Source organism: Pseudobutyrivibrio ruminis CF1b (genome assembly GCF_000424005.1).
Lineage (GTDB): Bacteria > Bacillota > Clostridia > Lachnospirales > Lachnospiraceae > Pseudobutyrivibrio > Pseudobutyrivibrio ruminis_C.
The window spans coordinates 121,191-144,805 of record NZ_AUJB01000017.1 but is presented as its reverse complement, the minus strand read 5'-3'; the positions used below and the strand labels follow the sequence as shown (position 1 = coordinate 144,805).

Sequence of the window (23,615 nt, the reverse complement as noted above, 5' to 3'; positions counted from 1 at the left end):
AAGCTTACTAGACCACAAAAGTTCCCTGCTTTCGCAGGGATGCCTTTTGGGTCATATTATAGCACAAAATGTTTAAATAAAATAGCAAAGCGGGGGACAGTCAAATGCCACATGTTGGAGGCCAGAAGCTTAAGATTATAAATGAATACCAAATCCTTATGAATGAAAGTGATGAGCAGCATCAAATCAATGCTGTTGAGATGACCCGCCGTCTGAAATCCAGAGGAATTCCGGCTGAGAGAAAGACGGTCTACAAGGATATGGATACACTTATGGATGCCGGAGTAGATGTGGTAAAAGGAGATTTTGGCTACTACATTGGGACCAGAGTTTTTGAACTTGCTGAGTTGAAACTTCTTGTGGACGCAGTGGGTGCATCAAAGTTTATATCTCAGAAGAAAACTAAGGATCTTGTGGAAAAGATTACTACACTGGCAGGAATGGATGATGCAGCTCAGCTTCAGCGCCAGGTGGTTGTGCCAGAAAAGGCTACTGCTGCCAATGAGAAGATTTTCTATACAATAGATGTTATTTATCAGTGCCTGGATAATGATAAGAAGATGGCCTTCAAATATCAGGAGTGGACTCTTACAAAAGAGATGAAACCACGCCATGGTGGCAAGATTTATAAGGTAAGCCCAGCTTTCCTTATAAGAAATGATGAGAACTATTATCTGGTTGCCTATGATGGAGAAAGTGGTCAGATTAGACATTACCGCGTAGATAAAATGGTGTCAGCTGAGATGCTTGATGAAGACCGAGATGGCAAGGAAGAGCGAAAGGCTTTGAATCCCCAGGAATATGCCAGACAGCATGTCAGCATGTTCGCCGGAGATGAGCGCGCCATCACCATCAGATTTGCCAAAAATCTTGTAGGTGTTGTCCTTGATAAGTTTGGCACTAACATTGACCTTCGCCCTGATGGCGATACTCACGTAAAGGCTCGCCTTTCAGTTGCAGTCTCCCCTCAGCTCTACGGCTGGCTCACTGGCATCGGAGCTAGCCTCTGCTACCCAGAAGACGAGGCTGCTAAGTTTAGAGAATACCTAAAGAGAATAATTAGTGAATAGAATATAGATTAACTAAGGGCTTCACATTTGTGGAGCCCTTTTTCAAACCGAAAACGATAATATGCGTTTTGCAAGAAACTCTTTGACAAAAATAAACATGTTAGTTCCTTGTTTTGTCAGTGGACAACGAAGGTATGCGGCTTACAGAACGGGGCCTGACAAAAATTGGCTATTTTTAAAATTTTTTTGTCAAAGACTAATGAATGATTAAGCTTTATAAATGGTTTTATGACAAAATGATTGATTAATGCTCTATTCTTTGTCAGCCACTAACGAAAACAAGCCATTTAAAAATATTCTCCTGACAAAGTTGTTAAAAAATGTAATCTGCTGTTGCCATCAAAACTAGGTTTATCAATTTGTGATCAGGGAATCCTTTACTCCTAGACTTGGCAGATATCATATGGCAAAAGCAGGTTGAAAAAAGAGGTTTAGCCAATGTGACTAAACCTCTAAGTATTTTTATTCCATAACATATTTCATGCATTCATTACCTTCATCTATGATAGTAACCTCAATGCCACTTTCGGTGGCGCCGCATTTGCGCAAATGTTTTTTGATTTCAGATAATCTGTGGTTGTAGGTGTTGAGGTAGATGCCGTCAACACCTGCGGCAGCGGCTGAGCCCATGTCTGCAAAGACCTCATTGCCGATCATTAAAGATTCTGAAGGCACAAGTGAGTGCTTTTTCATAAGGGAATCAATAAAATTAGGATCTGGCTTCTTGATGCCCATGTCAGATGAGATGAAAATGTCATCAAAGGCATCTAAAATGCCGGTAAGTTCCAGCTCGCGCTCAGTAAAGAGGCGCTGGGCATTAGATAAAAGATAGATTTTGCCACCGCCGGTGCGAATCTTATCAAACACATCCATAACTCCAGGATAAAGCTGAAATTTTACTCGTGACTTTTCTCTGAAGGCAGTGCATAAATCAAGCATTTCAGCTTCTGAGCAAGGTACCCCGAGGAGCCTCTCCCATACCCATTCGATTTTAATCTCTGGATGGGCACTGCCGTTGCGCTTGGCAAGATTATCCACTTCTTCAGCACAGATTTTCTTGTAATCTGATTTAAGCTTTCTTGCCGTAGTCTTTATTCCAAAATGAGTATCAAAATAATCTACCATGAACTTCCAAAGCTCAGGATCTTTTTCATCTGTGTGAATATCAATAAGTGTTCCGTATAAATCAAATATATAGTTTTTGTAGTGCATTAAATATAACCTCCATCGACTCCGATAATCTGTCCCGTCATGTAAGCTGGGGAATTGATGATGCTAAGTACTGTCTGTGCAATTTCAGAAGGATCACAGAAGCGGCCAACAGGGATTTCATCTGCAAGCTCAGCCTTTTCCTCAGGGGAAAGCTGTCCATTCATGTCTGTATCTACAACTCCGCAGGTGATGGCATTGACAGCCACGCCATTAGGAGCAAGCTCCTTGGCAAAAGCTTTTGTAAAGGAATTGACGCCACCCTTTGAAGCTGAATAAGCTACCTCACAGCTGGCACCAACTGTGCCCCACATAGAGCTGATGTTGATAATATCGCCAGTTCTGCGGCTGACCATGGAAGGTGCGATAGCCTTTGATGTATAGAAAATAGAAGAAAGATTGGTGTTAATCACATTGTCCCATTCATCAATAGACATATCTGTTAGCAATCCGATGTGAGCTACACCGGCATTGTTGATAAGTACGTCTATCTGTCCTAGCTTATCGAGAGCATCCTCGCAGGCAGGAATGGTGAACCCATAGTCGGCAACATCTCCACAATATGTGTAAACCTCGATTTTATAATCTGTATGAAGCTCCTCTGCAAGGTCGTTTAGCATATCTATATTACTATGGCAGAAGAGTGCAAGGTGGTATCCATTTTTGGCAAGCTCTATAGCTATGGCACGACCGATACCTCTGCTGGCACCAGTAATTAAAGCGGTCTTTTTCATTAGAATCTCCTTATTATTTAGGGTTTATAAGAATAGTAGTATATACAATATATTAAGAAAATATTAATTATCTGATAAATTCTTGAGGTTTTTACACTCAATTGATATACTGTTTACATAATAAATCAATTTCTCTAAATATAAAAGAGAAGGGGGTTTGTTAAATACTTGGTAAAGGTGGTACGACATCATGAAAACAACAATTACAGGAAAGAACATCGAGTTAACTCAGGGTCTTAAGGAAGCGGTGGAGGAGCGCTTTAAGAAGTTAGACAAGTATTTTAACAAGGATACTGAAGCAATCGTAACATTAGACGTAGAGAAAGGACGTCAGAAAATAGAAGTTACAATCCCTATGAAGGGAAGTTATTTGAGAGCAGAGGAAGTTACTTCAGATATGTATGCTTCAATCGAAGCAGTAACAAATACACTGGAGGCTCAGCTCAAGAAGCACAGAAATAAGATTATCGACAGAAAGCAGTCTGATTCAAGAGCGATTTTTGCTCAGGATTTCATTGAGGAAAAGGTGGGAGACGAGGAGAAAATCCAGATTATCCGTACCAAGAAATTTGATATGAAGCCAATGTATGCTGAGGATGCATGCCTTGAAATGGAAATGCTTGGACATGATTTCTTCATGTTCAGAAATGCTGATACAGACGAAATCAATGTAGTTTATAAGAGAAAGAACGGAGCATACGGTCTTATCGAGCCTGAGTTCTAAAGTTCGAAATTTAATAAAGAATTTAACAATGTTTTTTAACCTCCTATTGATATAATGCGAGTCATCACATTATGGAGATTAGGAGGTATTTTTTATGCAAAAGACAAGTTTTGGTAAGTACTTGAAATGGTTGAGAAAGAAGTTCAAATTAACACAGCAACAGCTGGCAGAAATGGCTGATTGTGCCATCAGTACAATAGCCAGACTGGAGTCAGGAGTGGAGTTACCTAGTCGTAGAATTTTTATGAAATTGAACAGCATATTTGAATCCATTGGCATTGTATACGATGAGCTATGGATGGAAAGTGTATTTGGTTTTAAGGCGGCAAGAAAGGAACTCCTAAACGCCATAAAAAAAGGGAGAGGGGAGGAAATCGAAAGGAAACTTGAACAGTTTAGATATCTGATGGAGGAATGTGAAGAAGAGAATGATGAGGAAGAGAAACGGGAAAACATGCAATATTATGCATTAGGACATCTGATATCTATAAGGGAGAGAGGTTTTTCTGTAGAGCAATACTTAGATGAGATGATTCAGACTTTCGAGCTTAGACGAAGGATTCCTGATTTTGAAGATATCCCTAATATAAAATTATCTCAGATTGAATACCAGATACTGTATGAAATGGGTGAGGCATATAGAATAATGGGTGACACAGAGACCGCTGAAATTATATGCAGAGGGCTGCTTGCAAACGAAATGGATCCAAGAAGTCCTTTTGTAATAGATAAATATATGGAGACTTCATTTGCCTTGGCAAGAGTTTGTATGAGTAAAAATGACTTCGCTACAGTAGGCGAATGTTTGAATTATATATTTAGCCAGTATGTGAATAATAATGACACTCGAACAATTTTACATTCACTGATGATTCAGATGGAGGTATGTGAACAACTTGGAGATAAGAAAGGGGCAAAACTGATTAAGGACTTTTTGGAAGCTACAAATGAGCTTGTGGGATATATGGCTGGGAAGTATGATTTGAATTGGAACAAAAGATGATAAAAGCTTGCTTATCCTGTAGCACTTGTATTTTTTTGAAAAAAATACTATATTAACGCATGGTAAAATAAATTTTTTTATAAATGAAAGGTAGATTTATGGATATAGTAGTTTTGGCTGGTGGATTAAGCTCAGAGAGAGATGTTTCCTTCAAGTCTGGCACAATGGTGGCAAAAGCCCTCAGAAATAGAGGACACAGAGCCTTAGTTCTTGATGTTTTCATGGGATATAAGGATGCAGAATGTGACATCACTGATATTTTTGAGAACAGTGAGGCTAATTCTGTTAAGGTTGCTGATATTCCTACAGAGGCACCAGATATCGAGGCTATTAAGGCCAGCCGTCCAGATCAGAGCCCAAGCTTCTTTGGACCAAACGTTATAAAGATCTGCCAGAAGGCTGATGTTGTTTTCATGGCTCTTCATGGTGGTGAAGGTGAAAGCGGAAAGGTTCAGGCTGCCTTTGATTTATTTGGAATTAAATACACAGGCAATGATTATGTTTCAAGTGCAATTGCCATGGATAAGCAGATGACTAAGAATGTCATTGAAAAAGCTGGAGTTCCTGTTCCTTATGGTGTTACCCTTAAGAAGGAGAACCGTAAGAAGTTCAAGTTTGACAAGTATCCATGTATCGTTAAGCCAAACTGTGGCGGTTCATCTATTGGAGTTACAATTGTAAATACTCCTGATGAACTTGATGGAGCTTTGGATGCCGCTTTCAAGTGGGAAAATGAGGTTGTTATTGAGCAGTTTATCAAGGGTAGAGAGTTCTCTGACGGTGTTATCGAAGGAAAAGCTCTTCCTATTATCGAGATTGCTCCTAAGCAGGGATTCTATGATTACAAGAATAAGTATGCTGCTGGTTCAGCTGTTGAGACATGTCCTGCAGAGATTAGCACAAAGGCTACTACTAAGATGCAGAAGTTTGCTGAGACAGCATTTAAGGCACTTGGTCTTACAACATATGCCCGCATCGATTTTATGATGGATGAGCATGAGAATATTTACTGTCTGGAGGCAAACACTCTTCCTGGCATGACTCCAACAAGCCTTCTTCCACAGGAAGCAGCAGTTGTTGGCATGAACTTCGAGGATTTGTGTGAGCATCTCATCAAAGTATCATTAATGAAGTACGCATAAGTTTAGTTAGAAAGAATAGATATATGAGAAATATGACATTGGCACATGTTGCTCAGGTAGTTGATGGGCAGCTGATTTTGCCTGAGGGCATGGAAGCCCTAAAAAATTCAGAAATACAGGGTGCGGTCAATGACAACCGTAAGGTGGAAAAGGATTTCCTGTTTATCCCAATGGTTGGAGCCAGAGTTGATGGCCATGATTTTATTGAGGATGCATTTTCAAAGGGGGCTCTTGCCAGCCTTTCAGAAAGAGCACTTGAGAATCCTTCAGGCCCATACATTATTGTAAAGGACACAAAGCTTGCGCTTAAGCAGATTGCCACAGACTACAGAATGCAGCTTAGCATTCCTGTTATTGGTGTTATCGGTAGCGTCGGAAAGACTAGTACAAAGGAGATGCTTGCATCAGTACTTGGCACAAAGTATGAAGTCCTTAAGACAGAGGGCAATTTCAACAATGAAATCGGCCTTCCACTTACAATCTGCCGTATAAAGGACGAGCACCAGGTGGCAGTTGTGGAGATGGGAATCTCAGATTTCGGTGAGATGCACCGCCTTGGAGATATTGCAAAGCCTGATTATGTAGTAATGACAAATATTGGTCAGTGCCATTTGGAATTCCTTAAAAATCGTGATGGTATTCTTCAGGCCAAGACAGAAGTGTTTGAGCACATGAATAAGAATGGCGTGGTTATCCTTAACGGAGATGACGACAAGCTTATCAATGCAGACACACTTGGAATGAGAAAGATTTTCTATGGTCTTAATGGCCAGGAAGTCAGCGCCAGCGAAGTTACAGCTGAGGGAATGACAGGTACAAGAGCGGTTATCACAGCTTTTGGAGATACATTCGAGGCAAGTATTCCTCTTCCAGGTACACACAATGTTATGAATGCTCTTGCAGCTACAGCAATGGGCAAGGAGCTTGGCCTTACAGACGAAGAAATCAAGCGTGGTCTTGAAAAGGCCAGCACAATAGCAGGACGTAATAACGTTATCGAGGTTAGAGATATCACTATCGTTGATGACTGTTACAATGCAAATCCTGTATCTATGAAGGCTTCTATTGAGGTCCTCGGCAAGGCGCCAGGGCGTTCAATTGCAGTTCTTGGAGATATGGGTGAGCTTGGTGAAGATGAGCGTCAGCTTCATTACGAAATCGGACAGGCTCTTGAGGACAACCATATTGGATATGTTTTCACAGTAGGAGAGTTGTCTGAGGAGATTAATAAGTCTCTTAGTCAAAAAAATAGCTCCTGCATGGCACATCACTATGCCGATGTAGAAGCTATGTTAGAAGACTTATTACCAATTATTCGTGGTGGCGACACCATTTTAGTGAAGGCGTCTCACTTTATGAACTTCTCAACTGTTGTTGAGGCTATTTGCGAGAGATTCGCTTAATTAAATTAATTTTGCATCAGCTTCAAGCTGTTTTGCCATAATGCCCTGGACATATGCTCCGGGGCGTTTTTTGTTTTCGCCTTCAAGTGCGTTAGGATCGATAGCTGGAAGGAAGGTAACAACAACCTTTGTCTTTTTGATTCTAGGCATATGAGCTTCCAAAATTTCTCTGGTGTTTGTGAAACATACAGGAACGATTGGACAACCAGTCTTTGTGGCAATCTTAAGAGATGCTTCGTGGAATGGAGCCATCTCACCAGTCTTTGAACGTGTTCCCTCAGGGAAGATGAACATTGAAATGCCGGCTTTGATGTAGTCCTGTGCCTTTAAGATAAGCTTTAAATCCTGTCTTGGATCTGTACGAGTAAGGAAAAGGCAATAGTTCATCATCATCCAGACATTTAAAAGAGGTACCTTCTTAAGGTCATCCTTTGATAAAAATCCTGTAACATGTGGTGAAAGGTGATAAGCCAAAACAATATCGAAATAGCTTAAGTGATTTCCAATGAAAAGAACTGACTTGTCCTTTGGCACGTTCTCGATACCGTGAACCTCGTATTTAACGCCAGCCAGGAAAGCTACCACACCAAATGCCCAGGCAACACATTTGTAGCCAATAACGTCTTTGGCCTTTTTATTGAAGAGACCTATAATGAAAAGAATTCCCCAAATAGGAATACTACAAATCAAAAAAATGCTAATAAATAAAACAACTATGACAGTACGAATCATGTCTACCTCCAAATTTAAGATAATATAATTATAAAATAGTAGTAGTTATTTATCAAATAGCTAGAAACTAATTTTCCGGGAGGCTTAAATTTAGTTTTAATTAACGTTATAAAGCGTAACATTTATAAGGGTTCACGGGCATTTTTTATGATAAATATTCAAAAAATTCCTCCAAAATTTTGACAAATTGTACAAAAAATGGTAAACTACACCTAGCAAATTATAAATTGCTAGAACTGCAATATTTATATTGCTAGAAAAGGGGGAGACATCATGGAACGAGAGGACTTTGACAAGGTGCGCGAATCTGTTAGATCGCAGTGCGGTAGTAGAGTTGTTATTCAGTTAGACAAGGGTCGTAACAAGGTTGACATTCAGCAAGGTGTTATTCAAGAGGCTTACCCAAGTGTTTTTACTATATTAGTTGACGACACCGAGACATGTCCATCACAGTTGTTATCCTTCAGCTATACAGACATCATTACTAAAGAAATTCGCATGAAACTTTGCTAGTTACAATTTCATAATGGCTTCAAATTCGACCTCAGCTTAGGCTGGGGTCGTTTTCTTTTTATAGGTTGAAAAGGTCTTCTATAACTTGTATCATAATATAGAGGGATTGTGTAAAAATCCCCAGATATTGGGTTTACCAGCTTTTGGAGATAGTGTTTATGAAATATTCAAAGATTGCTAAGGCAGCAATATGTATAGTGGTTAGCGTGGCAGTTCTTGCTTCCGATTCCACTGTCTCTAATGCAGTTCGTTCTATCTCAGAGATTGAGGCAGAGCAGGATGCTTTGCAGGATGAGATTGATGCCTTAGATGCTGATTTATATAGCTTGGTTAGTCAGATAGCCGAGATAAATGCAGAAATTGATACCACTGCAGCAGAAATAGAAGATACTCAGGCAGCCCTTGTGGAGGCCACTGCAGCCAGGGAATCTCAGTATGCAGCTATGAAACTTCGTATCAAGTACATGTACGAAACTCCTCAGGAAAGCGTTTTTGAAATGCTTATCCAGTCAGGTTCCATCACACAGTTTTTGAATCGAATGGATTACGCCAACAGCGTTTATGAATATGACAGAGCAAAGCTTGATCAGTTTATTGCCACACAGGCAGAAATCGAAGAGCTTGCCGCTGCCCTTGAAGAGGAAAAGGCATCACTTGAGTCAGCAAAGAAAGAGCTGAAGACTCAGGAGGCTGCTCTTGAGGTTATGGTTACCGAAAAGCGAGGCGAGATGGATGATTTGGACGCTGAGCTTAAAGAAGCAAAGGAAATTGCCGCTCGTGAGGCTGCTCTTAGAGCCGCCAGAGAAGCCGCTGCCAGAGCTGCCGCAGGAGGTGCCTCTGGAGAGGTTAGAACCAGTGGAAATTACAACGTTAATGGCGATTTAAATCCAGGTTATAGAACAGGAACCAGCGGTTCCAGCGTAGTATCATACGCAAATCAGTTTGTTGGAAACAGATATGTTTGGGGAGGTAATTCCCTTACAGATGGTTGCGATTGCTCTGGCTTCGTTCAGGGTGTATTGGCAAACTTCGGCATCACATATGGTTCACGTATGACATCAGGTTCATTCCGTGGTGTTGGTCAGGAAGTAAGTTACAATTACATGCAGCCAGGAGATATAGTATGTTACCCAGGTCACGTGGCTATTTATGCCGGTGGCGGTCTTATTGTTGAGGCACAGAGTACAGCCACTGGTATTACAAACTATCGACCTGTCACTTGTCACTCAATCATTACGATTAGAAGGGTGCTATGATTATTCAAAAGCTTATAAAAATAATATTGGTTATTTTGTGCGTAGGTGTTATAATCTACGCACTTATTACCATGAGAGATGGCAGAGGGCCGTTGAAATATAACGAGCACTTAGATGACACTGCGGTTACCATCGATGATGAAGAGGTTACTTTCAGGGATCTTGCTTTTTACATCCTTTTTGAAGAGAGGAAGGTAGAGGAGCATGCAAAGGTGTATAATAAGGACTACACTAAGGATTTCTGGAATCTTTACACCAACGAGACATTTATCCAAAGCGCATCTAAGGACGTTGTTATGGATATGGCTATTCATGACCATCTTTTTTATCAGCTTGCAGTAAAAGAAGGAATGGATACACTCACTGCAGATGAGGAGGAAAATCTCTCATTTGCAATGAATGATTTTTGGGAAGATTTGCTTGATGTTCAATGGGAGAAGCTTCCTTGCGATGAGGAAACTATCAATGAACAAATCAGAATTGCAGCAGTAGCAGAAAAATATCAGAATTACCTCGCTAAGGAAAAGGGGCCTAGTCAGGCTGCCTACAAATACGATGGTTATTACTATGGCCTTATCAGAGACGAGCATTCTGTTAAAATAAATGATAAATTATGGGACAAATTTGTTCTTGGAGATATTACTCTCAAACATACTAAGATAAATTATATTAATGGATTGACCGATGAGGACAAGGAAAAGCATAAAGAAAAGAAGAAAGGACTTTAAAATGATCAAGTTAAATAGAAATGACCCATGCTGGTGTGGCAGTGGTCGTAAGTATAAGCAGTGCCACGAGGCAATGGACAGAAAGATAGAAAGCTTTGCTGTTAAGGGGCACAAGGTTCCTACTCATGATATGCTTAAGACACCGGAGCAGGTTGAAAAGATTAGACAGTCAGCAGTTATTAACATGGCTTGTCTCGATGCAGTTGCTGAGGCCATTCACGAGGGAATGAACACAGCAGAAATCGATAAGATTGTTTATGATACCACCACAAAGATGGGTGGTATTCCAGCTCCTCTTAATTACGAGGGCTTCCCATACAGTGTTTGTACATCTGTAAATGATCAGGTTTGCCACGGATATCCTTCAAAGGATGTTATCCTTAAAAGTGGCGATATTGTAAATGTAGATTGCTCTACAATTTTAGATGGTTATTTCTCTGATTCATCAAGAATGTTTATGATTGGTGATGTTGATCCAGAGACAAGAAAGCTTGTAGAGGTTACAAAGGAATGTTGTGACCTTGGACTTGAGCAGGTTAAGCCATGGGGATTCCTTGGCGATGTTGGAGCTGCTATTTGCAAGCACGCTCATGCCAACGGATATCAGGTTGTTCGTGAGATTGGTGGACACGGCGTAGGTCTTGAATTCCACGAGGAGCCATGGGTAGGTTACAATACACTTCCTGGAACAGAACTTCTTTTGGTGCCAGGATTTATGTTTACAATCGAGCCTATGATTAACATGGGTACTCAGAAGATTAAGACTGACCCTAACAATGGCTGGGAGGTTTCTACACTTGATGGAAAGCCTTCTGCACAGTGGGAGTATCAGGTACTTGTTACAGAGACAGGATACGAAGTAATTTCATACTAAGGTAAATTGAATATGATGCGATTAGACAAGCTTTTGGTAGAATTAAATATCGGAACAAGGTCTGAGGTAAAGGCTCTTCTTAAGAAGGGCCTTATTTTTGTAGACGGAGAGAAAGCTACAAAGCCTGAGACTAAGGTAGATGAAAATACAGCCCAGATTTCATATCAGGGCAAAGAATACACATACAAGAAATTTTCTTACTACGTTATCAACAAGCCTAAGGGGGTTATCACCGCTACAGAGGATGCTCACGAGAGAACAATTATGGATGTGTTCTACAGTCAGTGCCCTGATGCCCCAAAGGGTCTTGCGCCAGTGGGAAGACTGGATAAGGACACAACAGGTCTTCTTTTGATAACAAATGACGGCCAGTTGGCACACGACATGCTTTCTCCTAAAAAACATGTGGATAAAACATATTATGTGGAGTTAGATGGTGAATTAACTTCTGAGGATGTGGCTGCACTTGAGGCAGGGGTTCGTATAGGTGAAGGAGACCTTACAGCACCAGCTACTGTGAAATATGAGGGTGGAAAATCCTGCTATATTACCATTCATGAAGGAAAATTTCACCAGGTAAAAAGAATGTTTTTTGCAGTGGGAAAAACCGTGCTAGAGCTGAAAAGAACGGCGTTTGGACCGCTTGTGCTGGATGAGGAAAAACTACCGGAAGGACACATTAGCGAGTTAAAGTGTGAAAGTTTTTCTTGCAAATAATTTAAACAAGATTTATTATATCTTCAAAGTAGTTTCGCAAACTAAAGTGTTGAAGTGAACGAGAGGTATCACTTGCGAAGAAAACAGGAGGTATAATTATGAAGAAGAAGGCTTTAAGTTTAGCACTTTGTGCAGCAATGACAGCTTCTTTATTTGTAGGCTGCGGAAGCAATTCTGGTTCAGCTACAGGTGGAGAATCAGTAGACACATCAGGAGAGCTCACATGGAGAATTGGTGGTATCGGACCAATCACAGGTGGTGCTGCTCAGTACGGACAGGGTGTTATGAATGCGATTCAGCTTGCAGTAGATGAGGTAAACGAGGCAGGCGGAATCAATGGTTATAATATTTCTTTCAATTTCCAGGATGACGAGGCTGATCAGCAGAAGTCAGTAAATGCATACAATACTTTGAAGGACTGGGGAATGCAGATTCTCGAGGGAACAGTTACTTCAGGTGCAGGACAGGCAGTATCAGCAGAGACATACGCAGACAGAATGTTCATGCTTACACCATCTGCTTCATCTACAGATGTAACAAACGGACATGACAATGTATTCCAGGTTTGCTTCTCTGATCCTAACCAGGGAAAAGTTTCAGCAGACTATATTAAGGATAATGAGCTTGCAACAAAGGTAGGCGTAATTTACGATAGCTCAGATCCATATTCATCAGGTGTTTATCAGACATTTGCAGCAGAGGCTCAGGCAATTGGACTTGAGATCGTAGCAACAGAAGCTTTCACTGCAGATTCAAAGACTGATTTCACAACACAGCTTCAGAAGTGTAAGGATGCCGAGGCAGATTTACTATTCCTTCCTTTCTACTACACAGAAGGCTCGATTGTTCTTACACAGGCAAACCAGATGGGATATGCTCCAGTAATGTTTGGTGTAGATGGCTTTGATGGACTTCTTTCAGTTGAAAACTTCGATGTTAAGCTTGCAGAAGGTGTTTACCTTCTTACACCATTCGCTGCTGATGCAGATGACGAGGCAACAAAGAACTTCGTTTCTAAGTATGAGGAGAAGTTCGGTGGCACACCTAACCAGTTCGCAGCTGATGCTTACGACGGAGTATACATTTTAAAGAAGGCTCTTGAGTCAGCAGGTCTTACACCAGAGGCTTCAGCAGAGGAAATCTGTGAGGCACTTATCACTGAAATCCAGAACGTATCATACGATGGACTTACAGGTGAGGGAATGAGCTGGAATGACAAGGGTGAAGTTTCTAAGGCACCTAAGGCTGTAGTAATCAAAGACGGTGCTTATGCTTCAGTAGACTAAGGAAAATAGAAATTTAAAGATGTATCAAAGGCGATGCATGGTCTCTCTAATCAGGGGGACTTTGCATCGCAATTTATATTTTTTGAAAGAGAGATTGTAGTTATGGGATTTTTAACCTATTTAATCAATGGATTAAGCCTTGGAAGCGTATATGCAATAATCGCTTTGGGATATACCATGGTTTATGGTATCGCAAAGATGCTTAACTTCGCTCACGGCGACGTTATCATGATTGGTGCATATGTTGTTTTCATGTGCATGGCCAACTCGGGCATGCCTGCTGTACTTTCTATTGTTATTTCAATTGTATGCTGTACAGCACTTGGAATGATTATAGAAAAGATAGCATATAAACCACTTAGAAAGGCAACTAATCTGGCAGTGTTGATTACAGCTATCGGTGTCAGCTATTTCCTTCAGAATATGGCTCTGATGTTGTTTGGTTCAAATCCTGTAAGCTTCACATCTGTAATTAAGTGGCAGGGAATCACACTTGCTGGTGGCGCTCTTAAAATCACAGGCAATGCCATTATCACAATTATCACATGTGTAGTGATCATGATTGTCCTTATGTGGTTTGTAAAGAACACAAAGCCAGGTCAGGCAATGCGTGCAGTATCAGAAGATAAGGAAGCAGCAATCCTTATGGGTATCAATGTAAATGCAACTATTTCACTTACATTTGCCATAGGTTCAGGACTTGCAGCAATCGCTGGTGCACTTCTTTGCTCATCATATCCATCACTTACTCCTTACACAGGCTCAATGCCAGGTATCAAGGCATTCACAGCTGCTGTATTTGGTGGAATCGGTTCAATCCCAGGAGCGCTTATCGGTGGACTCCTTCTTGGTATTATCGAGATTTTGGCAAAAGCATACATCTCCAGCCAGCTGGCAGATGCTATCGTATTTGCGGTATTAATTATTGTATTACTTGTTAAGCCTACTGGTATTTTAGGCAAGCAGATTAAAGAGAAAGTGTAGGTGGCGACGATGAATTTATACAAGAATTTAAACAAATCTACACAGAAGCTGATTACATCAATTGCTGTAATTATCGTTCTTTATATTGTTATGTCTATTATGGACAGCACAGGAAATTTAAGCTCACTTATGAAGGGACTTCTTGTTCCAGTATGTGCCTATTCACTTGTTGCAGTAGGGCTTAATCTTTGCGTTGGATATTTGGGAGAGCTTTCCCTTGGTCACGCAGGATTCATGTGCGTAGGTGCGTTTACATCGGCATTCTTCTCACGTGCCACTCAGGAGACTATTCCTGATGTACCTAGATTTATCCTTGCCCTTGTAATCGGTACAGCTATGGCAGCCCTTTTTGGATTCTTAATTGCCATTCCAGTTCTTAGATTAAGAGGTGATTACCTTGCTATTGTTACACTTGCCTTTGGAGAGATTATCAAAAATGTTATCAACGTAATGTATATTGGTAAGGATTCAAAGGGAATCCATTTTTCAATCAAGGATCAGCTTTCACTTGGCTTGGAACTTGATGGAAAAATGCTTATCAATGGCCCACAGGGTATTACAGGAACACCACGTCAGTCTACATTTACAATTGCAGTATTACTTTTGATTCTGGCACTTGTAATTACACACAACTTTGTAAACTCAAGAACAGGACGTGCTGTAAAGGCCATTCGCGATAATCAGATCGCAGCTGAGACAGTAGGTCTTCCAGTTACAAAGTACAAGCTTATCGCATTTACGATATCAGCAGCTATCGCAGGTCTCGGTGGAGTGCTTTATGCTCACAACATCAATTCCCTGACAGCTACAACAAACAACTTCGGTTACAACATGTCTATCATGATACTTGTATATGTAGTTCTTGGTGGAATCGGAAACTTCTCTGGCTCAGTAATTGCAGCAGTAGTTCTTACAATGCTTCCAGAGCTCCTTCGAGGACTTTCTACATACAGAATGCTTATTTACTCAATCGTGCTGATTGTACTGATGCTCTTCAACTGGGCACCAGGTATCCTTAAGTGGAGAGATGACCACGGTCTTACAGCAGCAGCCATACTTGGTAAATTTAAGAAGAAGGAGGTGCAGTAATGAGCTTACTTGAAGTTACAAATTTAGGCATTTCCTTCGGTGGTCTTAGAGCAGTTGACGAGTTCAATCTTTCTATTGAGGAGGGAGAGCTCTATGGATTAATCGGACCAAACGGTGCAGGAAAGACTACAGTTTTCAACATGCTTACTGGTATTTACAAACCTACAGATGGCAAGATTTTCCTTGCTGATAAGGATGTTACTGGTAAGAAGACGGCTGATATTAATAAGGCTGGTGTAGCTCGTACATTCCAGAATATTCGTCTTTTCGGAGACCAGAGTGTACTTGATAATGTAAAAATCGGATTACATAATTCCTTTGAATATGGCACAGCTACAGGCATTTTCAGATTGCCAAAGTATTTTGCTACAGAAAAGGAAATGGATAAAAAGGCACTGGAGATTCTTTCAGTATTTGGACTGGATTCTTCAGCAGATATTCTTGCATCTAATCTTCCTTATGGAAAGCAGAGAGAGCTTGAAATCGCAAGAGCACTTGCCACAAATCCAAAGCTTCTTCTTTTGGATGAGCCTGCAGCAGGTATGAATCCAAATGAGACTCGCGATTTGATGAACACCATTGCACTTATCAGAAAAGAGTTTGGTGTGACAATCCTTCTTATCGAACATGATATGAAGCTTGTTTCAGGAATCTGCGAGAAGCTTACAGTATTAAACTTTGGACGAGTATTAGCTCAGGGACGCACCAGTGAGGTGTTAAATGATCCTGAGGTTATTAAGGCATATTTAGGAGAATAGTATGTTAGAAGTAAAAGATTTAGTTGTAAATTATGGAGTAATCCAAGCCCTTAAAGGGATTTCATTTGAAGTCAATGAGGGTGAGGTAATAGCATTAATCGGTGCCAACGGCGCAGGCAAGACCACCACTCTTCAGACTATATCAGGAATGCTTCAGCCTACTTCAGGTCAGGTCCTGTTGGAAGGCGTTGATATTACAAAGGTTCCAGGCCATAAAATCGTATCTATGGGAATGGCTCACGTTCCGGAAGGACGAAGAGTTTTCCCTGGATTAACAGTGCTTGAAAACTTGAAAATGGGAGCATATACTAGAAGTAACAAGAAGGAAATCGCGGATGCTTTTGATCGTGTATACGAAAGCTTTCCACGTTTGAAGGAGCGTCAGAATCAGCTGGCAGGAACCCTTTCAGGCGGTGAGCAGCAGATGCTTGCCATGGGTCGAGCTCTTATGAGCCAGCCCCGTATTATCCTTATGGATGAGCCTTCAATGGGACTTTCACCTATCTACGTGGAAGAGATTTTCAATATCATCCAGGAGATTTCCAAGGCAGGCACCACAGTACTTCTTGTAGAGCAGAATGCAAAGAAGGCACTTGCTATTGCAGATCGTGCGTATGTATTGGAAACGGGGAACATCGTACTTTCTGGAGATGCCAAAACTCTTATGAATGATGATTCTATCAAGAAGGCATATCTAGGAGAATAGGGAGGTTTCATCATGGGGGATGAAAAGAAGCTAGTTATTAGTATTGCTAGAAGTTATGGTTCGGGAGGTCTTACTCTTGCGAAGAAGCTTGGCAAAGAATTGGGTCTTCCAGTTTATGACAGAGAGATTCTTAGAATGGCATCTGACCAAAGCGGAATAAACGAGGAGTTGTTCGGTGAGGTGGATGAACACGTTAGAAAGATTTTCCTTTCTGCCAAGGCTCATTACAAGGGACTTCCATTAAGTCCAGAGTATGCAGCTTTTACATCAGATGACAATCTGTTTGAGCTTCAGGCAGATGTTATCAAGAGAATTGCAAACACACAAAGCTGCATTATCGTAGGTCGATGCGCGGACTACATTTTGAAGGACAGGGCATATGTGCTTTCCCTTTTCTTTTATGCATCAGAAGAAGATTGCCTGACACGTTTGCGCAGACAGGTAAGCGGAACAGATGCAGAGCTTATTAAGCGCATGCATGATATCGATAAGCACCGTGCAGATTACTACAAGTACTACACAGGTCGTGACTGGAATGATGCCAGAAATTATGACTTCTGTCTGGATACAGGCGTCATGGATTATGACAGACTTATCGAGGTAGTGAAATCCTACATTGAAATTAAAAATAGAGAAATCTAGAAGTAAAAAAAAGGGTTGGAGCAATTCCAACCCTTATATTTTTATCGCTTAATCTTTCCAAGCTCTGTCTTTTCAAATTCCTCATCACGGAATTCTACGTTGTAAATTCTCTTGAAGATAGGAAGCTTCTTGTTAATCTCAGCAATGTGATTCTTAACTTCTTCCTGAGCATCCTGCTCACAGAATACTTCGATGTTAATTCTGTCGTTGTTTGCGAATACCTTACACTCTTTTACTGCTGGGCAGCCGTAAGCGAATTTCTCAAGCTCTTCAGGGCTAACATTTTCACCACTTGAAAGGATGATAAGATTCTTCTTTCTACCTGTGATGTAAAGGAATCCATCTTCATCAAGATAACCAAGGTCACCTGTGTGAAGAGTACCGTCCTCATCAAGGATTTCTGCAGTACCCTCTGGATCCTTGTAGTAGCCAAGCATTACACCGTAGTACTTAATACAAATCTCGCCGTCAATGAAAACAACCTCACAGCCGTCAACCATACGACCAACTGACTCAAGGTGATTTGCAACGTCGAAGTTACATGTGATGTTACCGCTTGCCTCAGTCAAACCGTAGTACTGACCGAATCCGATACCGTTGCTAAGGAATGTGTTGATTACATCAACATCAGGCTTAGCGCCACCTGTAAGAACAAGCTTAAGACCACCTAAACGGTCCATGTTGCCCTTCTTGATACATGTCTCCCAGAGATTCATGATACCAGGAGTAACAAGACCAACATCAATCTGCTCACCCTCAAGATCTGAAAGTACATTTCTTGGATCAGCGCTGAGATATGTGGTAGCTCTCTGCTCGATTCTGTAAAGCCATCCTACAATACCCGCAACATGATAGAATGGGAATACGTTGTATATTCTAAGTCCAGCAGCACCCTTTGCATCCTCTGAGTAATCATTGTTGTGACCTGTAGCCTCAAAACCTAAAAGGTTCTTAACTGAAAGCATAACGCCCTTTGAAAGACCTGTTGTACCAGATGTGAAGATGATAAGAGCAAGGTTGTTCTTCTCTTCCTCTGTGAAGTCTTTAAGCTCAATGCTGCCGTTACCTTCCTTAAGGATTTCATCCTTATCCGCAATAGTGAAGTTGCCAACAGCCTTTTCTCTGTACTTTTCTTCAACGATGAAGCCATCTAAATCTGAACGATAAATAGCTGCTTCGATGTTCTCTGGAGTCTCGAAGAAGTTTACAGGTACAAGGACGCCTCTGCTGAAAAGAACAGCACCGAGGATAACTGTGTACTCGTAATTGCTGTCGGCCATGATACCGATGTGCTTTCCTGTGAGATCACCGAAAGTCTGCTGAAGGTTGTAAGCACAAGCCTTCATCTTGTTAAGATACTGTCTGTAAGTAACTTCAAAGCTGTTTTCACCAGCCAAGTTTTTGAAAGCTGGAGCATCTCCATAGCTCTCAATAAGTTTCAATAATTCTACCATTTCATTCTCCCTTAAAACTTAAAATACTTATAATTCCGCAATTATAAATAAGTATAAAAAATAACGCGCACATTATAACTGTTGTCAAGGAAATATGAAATAATAAAAATGCCGAAATTATACAGGATAATGTGTGTATTAATTTGCATTTTTATAATAAAAACCTTATGATTGAGGTCATCACAGGTAATTTTTATTTTCGGAGTGAATTATGAACTTAAAAGTATTAAAAACACTAGAATATGACAAGATAATAAACAGGTTATCGGAGCTGGCTACATGTGAGTCAGGAAAGCTTCGTTGTAAGCAGCTTCTTCCTATTAACGATATCGAGGAAATCAAGGTGATGCAGCAGGAGACTGCCTGCGCTTTTAATCGTCTTGTAAAGTTTTCAGATGTAAGCGCCAGCGGTACCACTGATTTGCGTCCGTCACTTGCCAGATTAGAGCTTGGTTCTTCTCTGAGCATTGAGGAGATTCTTGCAGTGGCAAATGTTCTTGAGGTTACAAAGCGCGTGGCTGCATACGGCAAGCAGATGGAGGAAGAGGATGCCCTCAGCTTCTATTTCAATGGCCTTTCTCCAGAGGTGCAGATTCTAAATGAAATCAGAAGATGTATCATCGATGAGGAGACAATCGCAGATGATGCCAGCACAGCCCTCTACGATATCAGAAAGGGAATGCAGCGCACTAATGAGAAGATTAAGAGCGTAATGAATTCCATGCTTAATAACAGCACTACAAGAGGCTATTTGCAGGAGCCAGTAGTTACAGTTCGAGGTGGCAGATTCTGTCTACCTGTCCGTGCTGACTACAAATCAAGAGTGCCAGGTATGGTTCATGACCAGTCTTCAACAGGTTCTACATTTTTTATTGAGCCTATGCAGGCTGTCGATTTAAATAATGAGATGCGCGAGCTACAGGTACGTGAGCAGGATGAGATAGAGCGTATCCTTGCTATTCTTTCAAATAAGATAGCTGATGCTTCTGAAGGAATAATTCGTAATTACGAATTGCTTACAGAGATTGATTTCATTCTTGCAAAGGGCCGTTATGCAATCGAGCTTAACGCAAGCAGCCCAGAGTTTAATGAGGATGGAATCATTAACCTTCGCGGAGCAAGACATCCACTTCTTGACCCTAAGAAGGTTGTTGCTACAGATATTAAACTTGGAGAGGATTACAATCTTCTTCTTGTTACAGGTCCTAACACTGGTGGTAAGACTGTCTCACTTAAAACATGTGGTCTTCTTACACTCATGGCACAGGCTGGTCTTCATATTCCTGCAAAGGATAGAAGCCAGGTGGCAGTATTTGATGATGTTTATGCAGATATTGGTGACGAGCAGTCTATCGAGCAGTCACTTTCCACATTCTCATCTCATATGGTTAACATTGTCCACATTTTAGAAGCAATCAATGGTGGAAGCTACTCAAAGGAGACTGAGAAGCTTAATGCAGAAAATAAGAAGGACTTTGTACATTCAAAGGTAATTCACGGAACAAAGGAGGAGCAGAAAGTTCCACAGTTCCTTATCCTTATTGATGAGCTTTGTGCTGGTACAGATCCTAAGGAAGGTGCAGCCCTTGCCCAGTCTATTTTAGACAGACTTCATGTATTAGATGTTAGGACTATGGCTACCACTCACTACAGTGAGCTTAAGGTATATGCTCTTTCAACAGAGGGTGTTGAGAATGCTTCATGTGAATTCTCCCTTGAGACCCTCAGCCCTACATATCACTTAATTATTGGTGTGCCTGGAAAGTCTAACGCATTTGCTATTTCTTCTAAGCTTGGAATTCCAGCAGACTTAATTGAGGATGCCCAGGGACGATTGTCAGAGGATGACAAGTCTTTTGAAGATTTGATGGTTGATCTGGAGCAGAAGCGTCATCAGGTAGAGGAGGATGCAGCAGAGGCAGCCGCAGCTTTAAAAGAGGCAGAGGCAAAGCTTGCCAGTGCTACAGCAAAAGAAGAGAAGATTAAGACTCAGCGTGAGGAACTTATCCGTCAGGCACACGAAGATGCAGCAGCTATCCTTCAGGAGGCCAAGGACATTGCGGATGAGACCATTCGCGACTTTAATAAATTTGGCAAGGGTGGCGGAAATATTTCTGCCATGGAGGCTAAGCGTGCAGCCCTTGGTCAGGGTATCAACAAAGCTAAGAGCAAGGCCAAGGAAAAGCAGGAGGTTCAGGAGAACCACAACGTACCTACAAATCTCCGTGTGGGAGACAAGGTAAAGGTACTTTCTATGAATCTCACAGGAAATGTTTGTACCGCTCCTAACGCTAAGGGCGATGTGACAGTACAGATGGGTATTATGAAGTCCACTGTAAATATCAAGGACCTTGTGCTTATAGAGGAAGAGGATAAGTTTGTTCCTAAGAAGGGCACAAGAGTCAAGAATATGACTTACGGCGGATTCAATAAGGCAGCATCTATTTCACCAGAAATTAATCTTCTTGGATGCACAGTTGATGAAGGTATCGCAAAGCTGGAGAAGTATCTTGATGATGCATACATCAGCCACCTTACCTCAGTTCGAGTTGTTCATGGAAAGGGTACCGGAGCCCTCCGAGCTGGTGTGCAGCAGTACCTTCGCAAATGTAAAAATGTAGCTGAATTCCACCTTGGAGAATTCGGAGAAGGCGACGCCGGCGTTACGATTGTAACTTTTAAATAAATGTAGAATATTGAGGCCAATCTGTAGGTAACAAGCTCTAATATTTCTTAAATGAAGCTTTCTTCAGCTGAATGTAGAAATATTATGGCTTGTGACTGTAACAGATTGGCCATTTTTAGTGTGATACTTGTGTGATAAAAGTTATGATATATTTTTTTTTGTAAAAAGGACTAAAGAAAAAAAGAACACGTCCGATAAAAAGACTAGTGAAAACAAATTACGAGGAGGAGTTAGAAAATGAAGATCGGCGAAATCATTAAGTGTGCAACATTGGAGGAAGTTTTTAGAAAGGCTTTTGAGCTTAACAGAGTGGGGATTAAAACAGAGTTTATCTCAAGCAATGAGCTTAGAGTTGTTGCAGTGAATGCAGTATAAAAAGTATCGCACATTGAGCTATCTGGAACGAAAGTTTCAGATAGCTTTTTTGTTGTATAAAAAAAATTTTACAAAAAGGTGTTGACATACTTTGTCTGTCGTAGTATATTTACTTCAACAGATGAAATACTTCATCAGACGTAGTACGACACGCAAAGTACGATAGACATAGTACGACAGATAAAGGAGGTTAATATGGGCGAAATCAGTAGTGACGTAATCCGAGGCTACAACGACACCATGATTCTTAGCATCCTTATTAAAGAGCCATCCTATGGTTATGAAATCTCAAAGCAGATAAAGAAAATCTCAGAAGAGAAATACATAATCAAGGAGACCACACTTTATTCGGCCTTCACCCGAATGGAGAAAAACGGATACATAGAATCCTTCGTAGCAGACCCGGATCCAGAGGGGAACGGAAAAAAGAGAACTTATTACAGAGTCACAGACGCTGGTAAAGATTTTTACCGAGAGAAATGTGAAGAGTGGGAACTAACAAAAGAAGTTATTGAACGATTTATAGAAGAACAATAACAGGAGAAGATAGGAGAACATATATGGAAACAATAAAAAACTATTTGGAGACAATGTTCGCAAATATGCCAAATACTCCAGAGGTTAAGAAAGCTAAGGCTGAGTTGCTTTCTATGATGGAAGATAAATTTAATGAGATGATTGCTGATGGGGTAAATGAAAATCAGGCAGTTGGAACAGTTATTGCAGAGTTCGGAAATCTCGATGAGCTTGCTGAGGATCTTGGACTTACAAAGGCGCTTCAGGAGACACACGAGAGAGAAGAATCAAAGCCACGTCGCTTCCTTAGAATGGAAGAGGTAGAGGATTACTTAAATGTAATGAAGGGAAATGGATTATTAATCGGTATCGGCGTGCTACTTTGCATCACATCAGTTACATGGCCAATTCTTTTTGAATTCCTTCTTAGAGGAGAGGTAGGAGATGGTCTTGGTGTAACAGGAATGTTTATCAGCATCGCAGTTGCAGTTGCATTATTTGTATTTGCAGGCATCAGAGGTAATGATTGGAGATTTTTAGATAAGGAGCTTTGCCAGATTGACCTTTCTACTGCAGATATGGTAAAGAGCAAAAAGAGAGACTTCAAAGTTCCACATGCAATAATGATTGCTGTAGCAATTATGTTATTCATATTATGGATTCCTACAGCAGCAATTGATATTGATATCGTTTCTAATTGCTTATTCTATTTCGTAGGTGCAGGTGTTTGCTTGATTATATATGCGACTACAGTAATGGGAAGCTATGAAAAGGTTTTAAAGCTTAATGATTCAAAGACAATCAGTGGTAGTTATGGAAAGGATAAAGGTGATATCGTGTATGTAAATAAATTTGCAGAGGGCGTTATGGAAGTTTACTGGCCAACAGTTACCTGTTTATATCTTATTATCAGTTTCGTTACTATGGATTGGCATATCACATGGATGATTTGGGTAATAGGTGCAATCGCACACAGATTGTTAGAGGTTGTATTGGCAGCGGAGGAGGATTAAG

Annotated in this window: 24 protein-coding genes; 20 read left to right on the top strand and 4 right to left on the bottom strand. The window is 40.9% G+C overall.

Annotated features, from left to right (window positions below; all coding sequences use genetic code 11):
- Nucleotides 1–104: 104 nt before the first annotated feature.
- Nucleotides 105–1,070, top strand: coding sequence for a helix-turn-helix transcriptional regulator (locus G592_RS0114150; RefSeq protein ID WP_028248379.1), 966 nt, complete (start codon nucleotides 105–107; stop codon nucleotides 1,068–1,070).
- A 462-nt stretch (nucleotides 1,071–1,532) separates the two neighbouring features.
- Here the strand turns inward: G592_RS0114150 and G592_RS16655 are convergent, their stop codons facing one another.
- Together G592_RS16655 and ymfI are read right to left on the bottom strand one after the other, a co-directional pair.
- Nucleotides 1,533–2,282, bottom strand: a complete 750-nt coding sequence (locus G592_RS16655; protein ID WP_051194942.1) for an HAD family hydrolase — start codon at nucleotides 2,280–2,282, stop codon at nucleotides 1,533–1,535.
- Nucleotides 2,282–3,013, bottom strand: coding sequence for an elongation factor P 5-aminopentanone reductase (ymfI, locus tag G592_RS0114140; protein WP_028248378.1), 732 nt, complete (start codon nucleotides 3,011–3,013; stop codon nucleotides 2,282–2,284). Before ymfI ends, G592_RS16655 begins: the two co-directional genes overlap by 1 nt.
- Nucleotides 3,014–3,203: 190 nt before the next feature.
- On the opposite strand from ymfI, the gene hpf reads away from it, so the two are divergent.
- From hpf to G592_RS0114120, 4 genes are all read left to right on the top strand, one after another.
- Nucleotides 3,204–3,737: a ribosome hibernation-promoting factor, HPF/YfiA family gene (hpf, locus tag G592_RS0114135; protein ID WP_028248377.1), complete on the top strand. Its 534-nt coding sequence runs from the start codon at nucleotides 3,204–3,206 to the stop codon at nucleotides 3,735–3,737.
- A gap of 94 nt (nucleotides 3,738–3,831) precedes the next feature.
- A complete protein-coding gene (locus G592_RS0114130; RefSeq protein ID WP_028248376.1) occupies nucleotides 3,832–4,740 on the top strand; it encodes a helix-turn-helix domain-containing protein in 909 nt (302 codons plus the stop codon).
- Nucleotides 4,741–4,838: 98 nt separating this feature from the next.
- The gene (locus G592_RS0114125) at nucleotides 4,839–5,882 is read left to right on the top strand and encodes a D-alanine--D-alanine ligase family protein (RefSeq protein ID WP_028248375.1); all 1,044 of its coding nucleotides are present in this window, start codon (nucleotides 4,839–4,841) and stop codon (nucleotides 5,880–5,882) included.
- A 23-nt stretch (nucleotides 5,883–5,905) separates the two neighbouring features.
- On the top strand, nucleotides 5,906–7,285 hold the full coding sequence (locus tag G592_RS0114120) for a UDP-N-acetylmuramoyl-tripeptide--D-alanyl-D-alanine ligase (protein WP_028248374.1): 1,380 nt from the start codon (nucleotides 5,906–5,908) through the stop codon (nucleotides 7,283–7,285).
- Here the strand turns inward: G592_RS0114120 and G592_RS0114115 are convergent, their stop codons facing one another.
- Nucleotides 7,286–8,017, bottom strand: a complete 732-nt coding sequence (locus G592_RS0114115) for a lysophospholipid acyltransferase family protein (RefSeq protein WP_028248373.1) — start codon at nucleotides 8,015–8,017, stop codon at nucleotides 7,286–7,288. It abuts the gene before it with no gap.
- Nucleotides 8,018–8,290: 273 nt separating this feature from the next.
- Between G592_RS0114115 and G592_RS0114110 the strand changes: the two genes are divergently transcribed.
- The 11 genes from G592_RS0114110 (at nucleotide 8,291) to G592_RS0114060 (ending at nucleotide 17,570) form a co-directional block, all read left to right on the top strand.
- Nucleotides 8,291–8,530 carry a Veg family protein gene (locus G592_RS0114110; RefSeq protein ID WP_015548439.1) on the top strand — a complete coding sequence of 80 codons (240 nt, stop codon included), beginning with the start codon at nucleotides 8,291–8,293 and terminating at the stop codon, nucleotides 8,528–8,530.
- Between the two features lie 158 nt (nucleotides 8,531–8,688).
- Nucleotides 8,689–9,786 (top strand): coiled-coil domain-containing protein, encoded by a 1,098-nt coding sequence (locus G592_RS16650; protein ID WP_051194941.1) that lies wholly within the window; start codon nucleotides 8,689–8,691, stop codon nucleotides 9,784–9,786.
- Complete coding sequence (locus G592_RS0114100; RefSeq protein WP_028248372.1) at nucleotides 9,783–10,514, top strand: hypothetical protein; 732 nt, start codon at nucleotides 9,783–9,785, stop codon at nucleotides 10,512–10,514. Before G592_RS16650 ends, G592_RS0114100 begins: the two co-directional genes overlap by 4 nt.
- 1 nt (nucleotide 10,515) lies before the next feature.
- On the top strand, nucleotides 10,516–11,388 hold the full coding sequence (locus tag G592_RS0114095) for a methionyl aminopeptidase (RefSeq protein ID WP_028248371.1): 873 nt from the start codon (nucleotides 10,516–10,518) through the stop codon (nucleotides 11,386–11,388).
- 12 nt (nucleotides 11,389–11,400) lie between these two features.
- Entirely contained in the window at nucleotides 11,401–12,105 is a 705-nt protein-coding gene (locus G592_RS0114090; RefSeq protein WP_028248370.1) for a pseudouridine synthase, read from the top strand.
- A 98-nt stretch (nucleotides 12,106–12,203) separates the two neighbouring features.
- Complete coding sequence (locus G592_RS0114085) at nucleotides 12,204–13,391, top strand: ABC transporter substrate-binding protein (protein WP_081660423.1); 1,188 nt, start codon at nucleotides 12,204–12,206, stop codon at nucleotides 13,389–13,391.
- A gap of 102 nt (nucleotides 13,392–13,493) precedes the next feature.
- Nucleotides 13,494–14,375: a branched-chain amino acid ABC transporter permease gene (locus G592_RS0114080; protein ID WP_028248368.1), complete on the top strand. Its 882-nt coding sequence runs from the start codon at nucleotides 13,494–13,496 to the stop codon at nucleotides 14,373–14,375.
- A 9-nt stretch (nucleotides 14,376–14,384) separates the two neighbouring features.
- Nucleotides 14,385–15,464: a branched-chain amino acid ABC transporter permease gene (locus tag G592_RS0114075; protein WP_028248367.1), complete on the top strand. Its 1,080-nt coding sequence runs from the start codon at nucleotides 14,385–14,387 to the stop codon at nucleotides 15,462–15,464.
- On the top strand, nucleotides 15,464–16,222 hold the full coding sequence (locus tag G592_RS0114070) for an ABC transporter ATP-binding protein (RefSeq protein WP_028248366.1): 759 nt from the start codon (nucleotides 15,464–15,466) through the stop codon (nucleotides 16,220–16,222). Before G592_RS0114075 ends, G592_RS0114070 begins: the two co-directional genes overlap by 1 nt.
- A 1-nt stretch (nucleotide 16,223) precedes the next feature.
- Nucleotides 16,224–16,928 (top strand): ABC transporter ATP-binding protein, encoded by a 705-nt coding sequence (locus G592_RS0114065; protein WP_028248365.1) that lies wholly within the window; start codon nucleotides 16,224–16,226, stop codon nucleotides 16,926–16,928.
- Between the two features lie 12 nt (nucleotides 16,929–16,940).
- Entirely contained in the window at nucleotides 16,941–17,570 is a 630-nt protein-coding gene (locus G592_RS0114060) for an AAA family ATPase (RefSeq protein ID WP_028248364.1), read from the top strand.
- A gap of 41 nt (nucleotides 17,571–17,611) precedes the next feature.
- Here the strand turns inward: G592_RS0114060 and G592_RS16645 are convergent, their stop codons facing one another.
- Nucleotides 17,612–19,024: a class I adenylate-forming enzyme family protein gene (locus G592_RS16645; RefSeq protein ID WP_051194940.1), complete on the bottom strand. Its 1,413-nt coding sequence runs from the start codon at nucleotides 19,022–19,024 to the stop codon at nucleotides 17,612–17,614.
- A 211-nt stretch (nucleotides 19,025–19,235) separates the two neighbouring features.
- Between G592_RS16645 and G592_RS0114050 the strand changes: the two genes are divergently transcribed.
- From G592_RS0114050 to G592_RS0114035, 4 genes are all read left to right on the top strand, one after another.
- Complete coding sequence (locus tag G592_RS0114050; RefSeq protein WP_028248363.1) at nucleotides 19,236–21,710, top strand: endonuclease MutS2; 2,475 nt, start codon at nucleotides 19,236–19,238, stop codon at nucleotides 21,708–21,710.
- Nucleotides 21,711–21,947: 237 nt separating this feature from the next.
- A complete protein-coding gene (locus G592_RS17745; RefSeq protein ID WP_176757570.1) occupies nucleotides 21,948–22,085 on the top strand; it encodes a hypothetical protein in 138 nt (45 codons plus the stop codon).
- A gap of 195 nt (nucleotides 22,086–22,280) precedes the next feature.
- Entirely contained in the window at nucleotides 22,281–22,622 is a 342-nt protein-coding gene (locus G592_RS0114040) for a PadR family transcriptional regulator (protein ID WP_028248362.1), read from the top strand.
- Between the two features lie 23 nt (nucleotides 22,623–22,645).
- Nucleotides 22,646–23,614, top strand: coding sequence for a permease prefix domain 1-containing protein (locus G592_RS0114035; RefSeq protein WP_028248361.1), 969 nt, complete (start codon nucleotides 22,646–22,648; stop codon nucleotides 23,612–23,614).
- Nucleotide 23,615: the final 1 nt, after the last annotated feature.

Excerpts from the sequence above, each read along its gene's own strand:
- G592_RS0114150 (WP_028248379.1), top strand. The coding sequence starts at position 105 with ATGCCACATGTTGGAGGCCAGAAGCTTAAGATTATAAATGAATACCAA.
- G592_RS16655 (WP_051194942.1), bottom strand. The coding sequence starts at position 2,282 with ATGCACTACAAAAACTATATATTTGATTTATACGGAACACTTATTGAT.
- ymfI (WP_028248378.1), bottom strand. The coding sequence starts at position 3,013 with ATGAAAAAGACCGCTTTAATTACTGGTGCCAGCAGAGGTATCGGTCGT.
- hpf (WP_028248377.1), top strand. The coding sequence starts at position 3,204 with ATGAAAACAACAATTACAGGAAAGAACATCGAGTTAACTCAGGGTCTT.
- G592_RS0114130 (WP_028248376.1), top strand. The coding sequence starts at position 3,832 with ATGCAAAAGACAAGTTTTGGTAAGTACTTGAAATGGTTGAGAAAGAAG.
- G592_RS0114125 (WP_028248375.1), top strand. The coding sequence starts at position 4,839 with ATGGATATAGTAGTTTTGGCTGGTGGATTAAGCTCAGAGAGAGATGTT.
- G592_RS0114120 (WP_028248374.1), top strand. The coding sequence starts at position 5,906 with ATGAGAAATATGACATTGGCACATGTTGCTCAGGTAGTTGATGGGCAG.
- G592_RS0114115 (WP_028248373.1), bottom strand. The coding sequence starts at position 8,017 with ATGATTCGTACTGTCATAGTTGTTTTATTTATTAGCATTTTTTTGATT.
- G592_RS0114110 (WP_015548439.1), top strand. The coding sequence starts at position 8,291 with ATGGAACGAGAGGACTTTGACAAGGTGCGCGAATCTGTTAGATCGCAG.
- G592_RS16650 (WP_051194941.1), top strand. The coding sequence starts at position 8,689 with ATGAAATATTCAAAGATTGCTAAGGCAGCAATATGTATAGTGGTTAGC.
- G592_RS0114100 (WP_028248372.1), top strand. The coding sequence starts at position 9,783 with ATGATTATTCAAAAGCTTATAAAAATAATATTGGTTATTTTGTGCGTA.
- G592_RS0114095 (WP_028248371.1), top strand. The coding sequence starts at position 10,516 with ATGATCAAGTTAAATAGAAATGACCCATGCTGGTGTGGCAGTGGTCGT.
- G592_RS0114090 (WP_028248370.1), top strand. The coding sequence starts at position 11,401 with ATGATGCGATTAGACAAGCTTTTGGTAGAATTAAATATCGGAACAAGG.
- G592_RS0114085 (WP_081660423.1), top strand. The coding sequence starts at position 12,204 with ATGAAGAAGAAGGCTTTAAGTTTAGCACTTTGTGCAGCAATGACAGCT.
- G592_RS0114080 (WP_028248368.1), top strand. The coding sequence starts at position 13,494 with ATGGGATTTTTAACCTATTTAATCAATGGATTAAGCCTTGGAAGCGTA.
- G592_RS0114075 (WP_028248367.1), top strand. The coding sequence starts at position 14,385 with ATGAATTTATACAAGAATTTAAACAAATCTACACAGAAGCTGATTACA.
- G592_RS0114070 (WP_028248366.1), top strand. The coding sequence starts at position 15,464 with ATGAGCTTACTTGAAGTTACAAATTTAGGCATTTCCTTCGGTGGTCTT.
- G592_RS0114065 (WP_028248365.1), top strand. The coding sequence starts at position 16,224 with ATGTTAGAAGTAAAAGATTTAGTTGTAAATTATGGAGTAATCCAAGCC.
- G592_RS0114060 (WP_028248364.1), top strand. The coding sequence starts at position 16,941 with ATGGGGGATGAAAAGAAGCTAGTTATTAGTATTGCTAGAAGTTATGGT.
- G592_RS16645 (WP_051194940.1), bottom strand. The coding sequence starts at position 19,024 with ATGGTAGAATTATTGAAACTTATTGAGAGCTATGGAGATGCTCCAGCT.
- G592_RS0114050 (WP_028248363.1), top strand. The coding sequence starts at position 19,236 with ATGAACTTAAAAGTATTAAAAACACTAGAATATGACAAGATAATAAAC.
- G592_RS17745 (WP_176757570.1), top strand. The coding sequence starts at position 21,948 with ATGAAGATCGGCGAAATCATTAAGTGTGCAACATTGGAGGAAGTTTTT.
- G592_RS0114040 (WP_028248362.1), top strand. The coding sequence starts at position 22,281 with ATGGGCGAAATCAGTAGTGACGTAATCCGAGGCTACAACGACACCATG.
- G592_RS0114035 (WP_028248361.1), top strand. The coding sequence starts at position 22,646 with ATGGAAACAATAAAAAACTATTTGGAGACAATGTTCGCAAATATGCCA.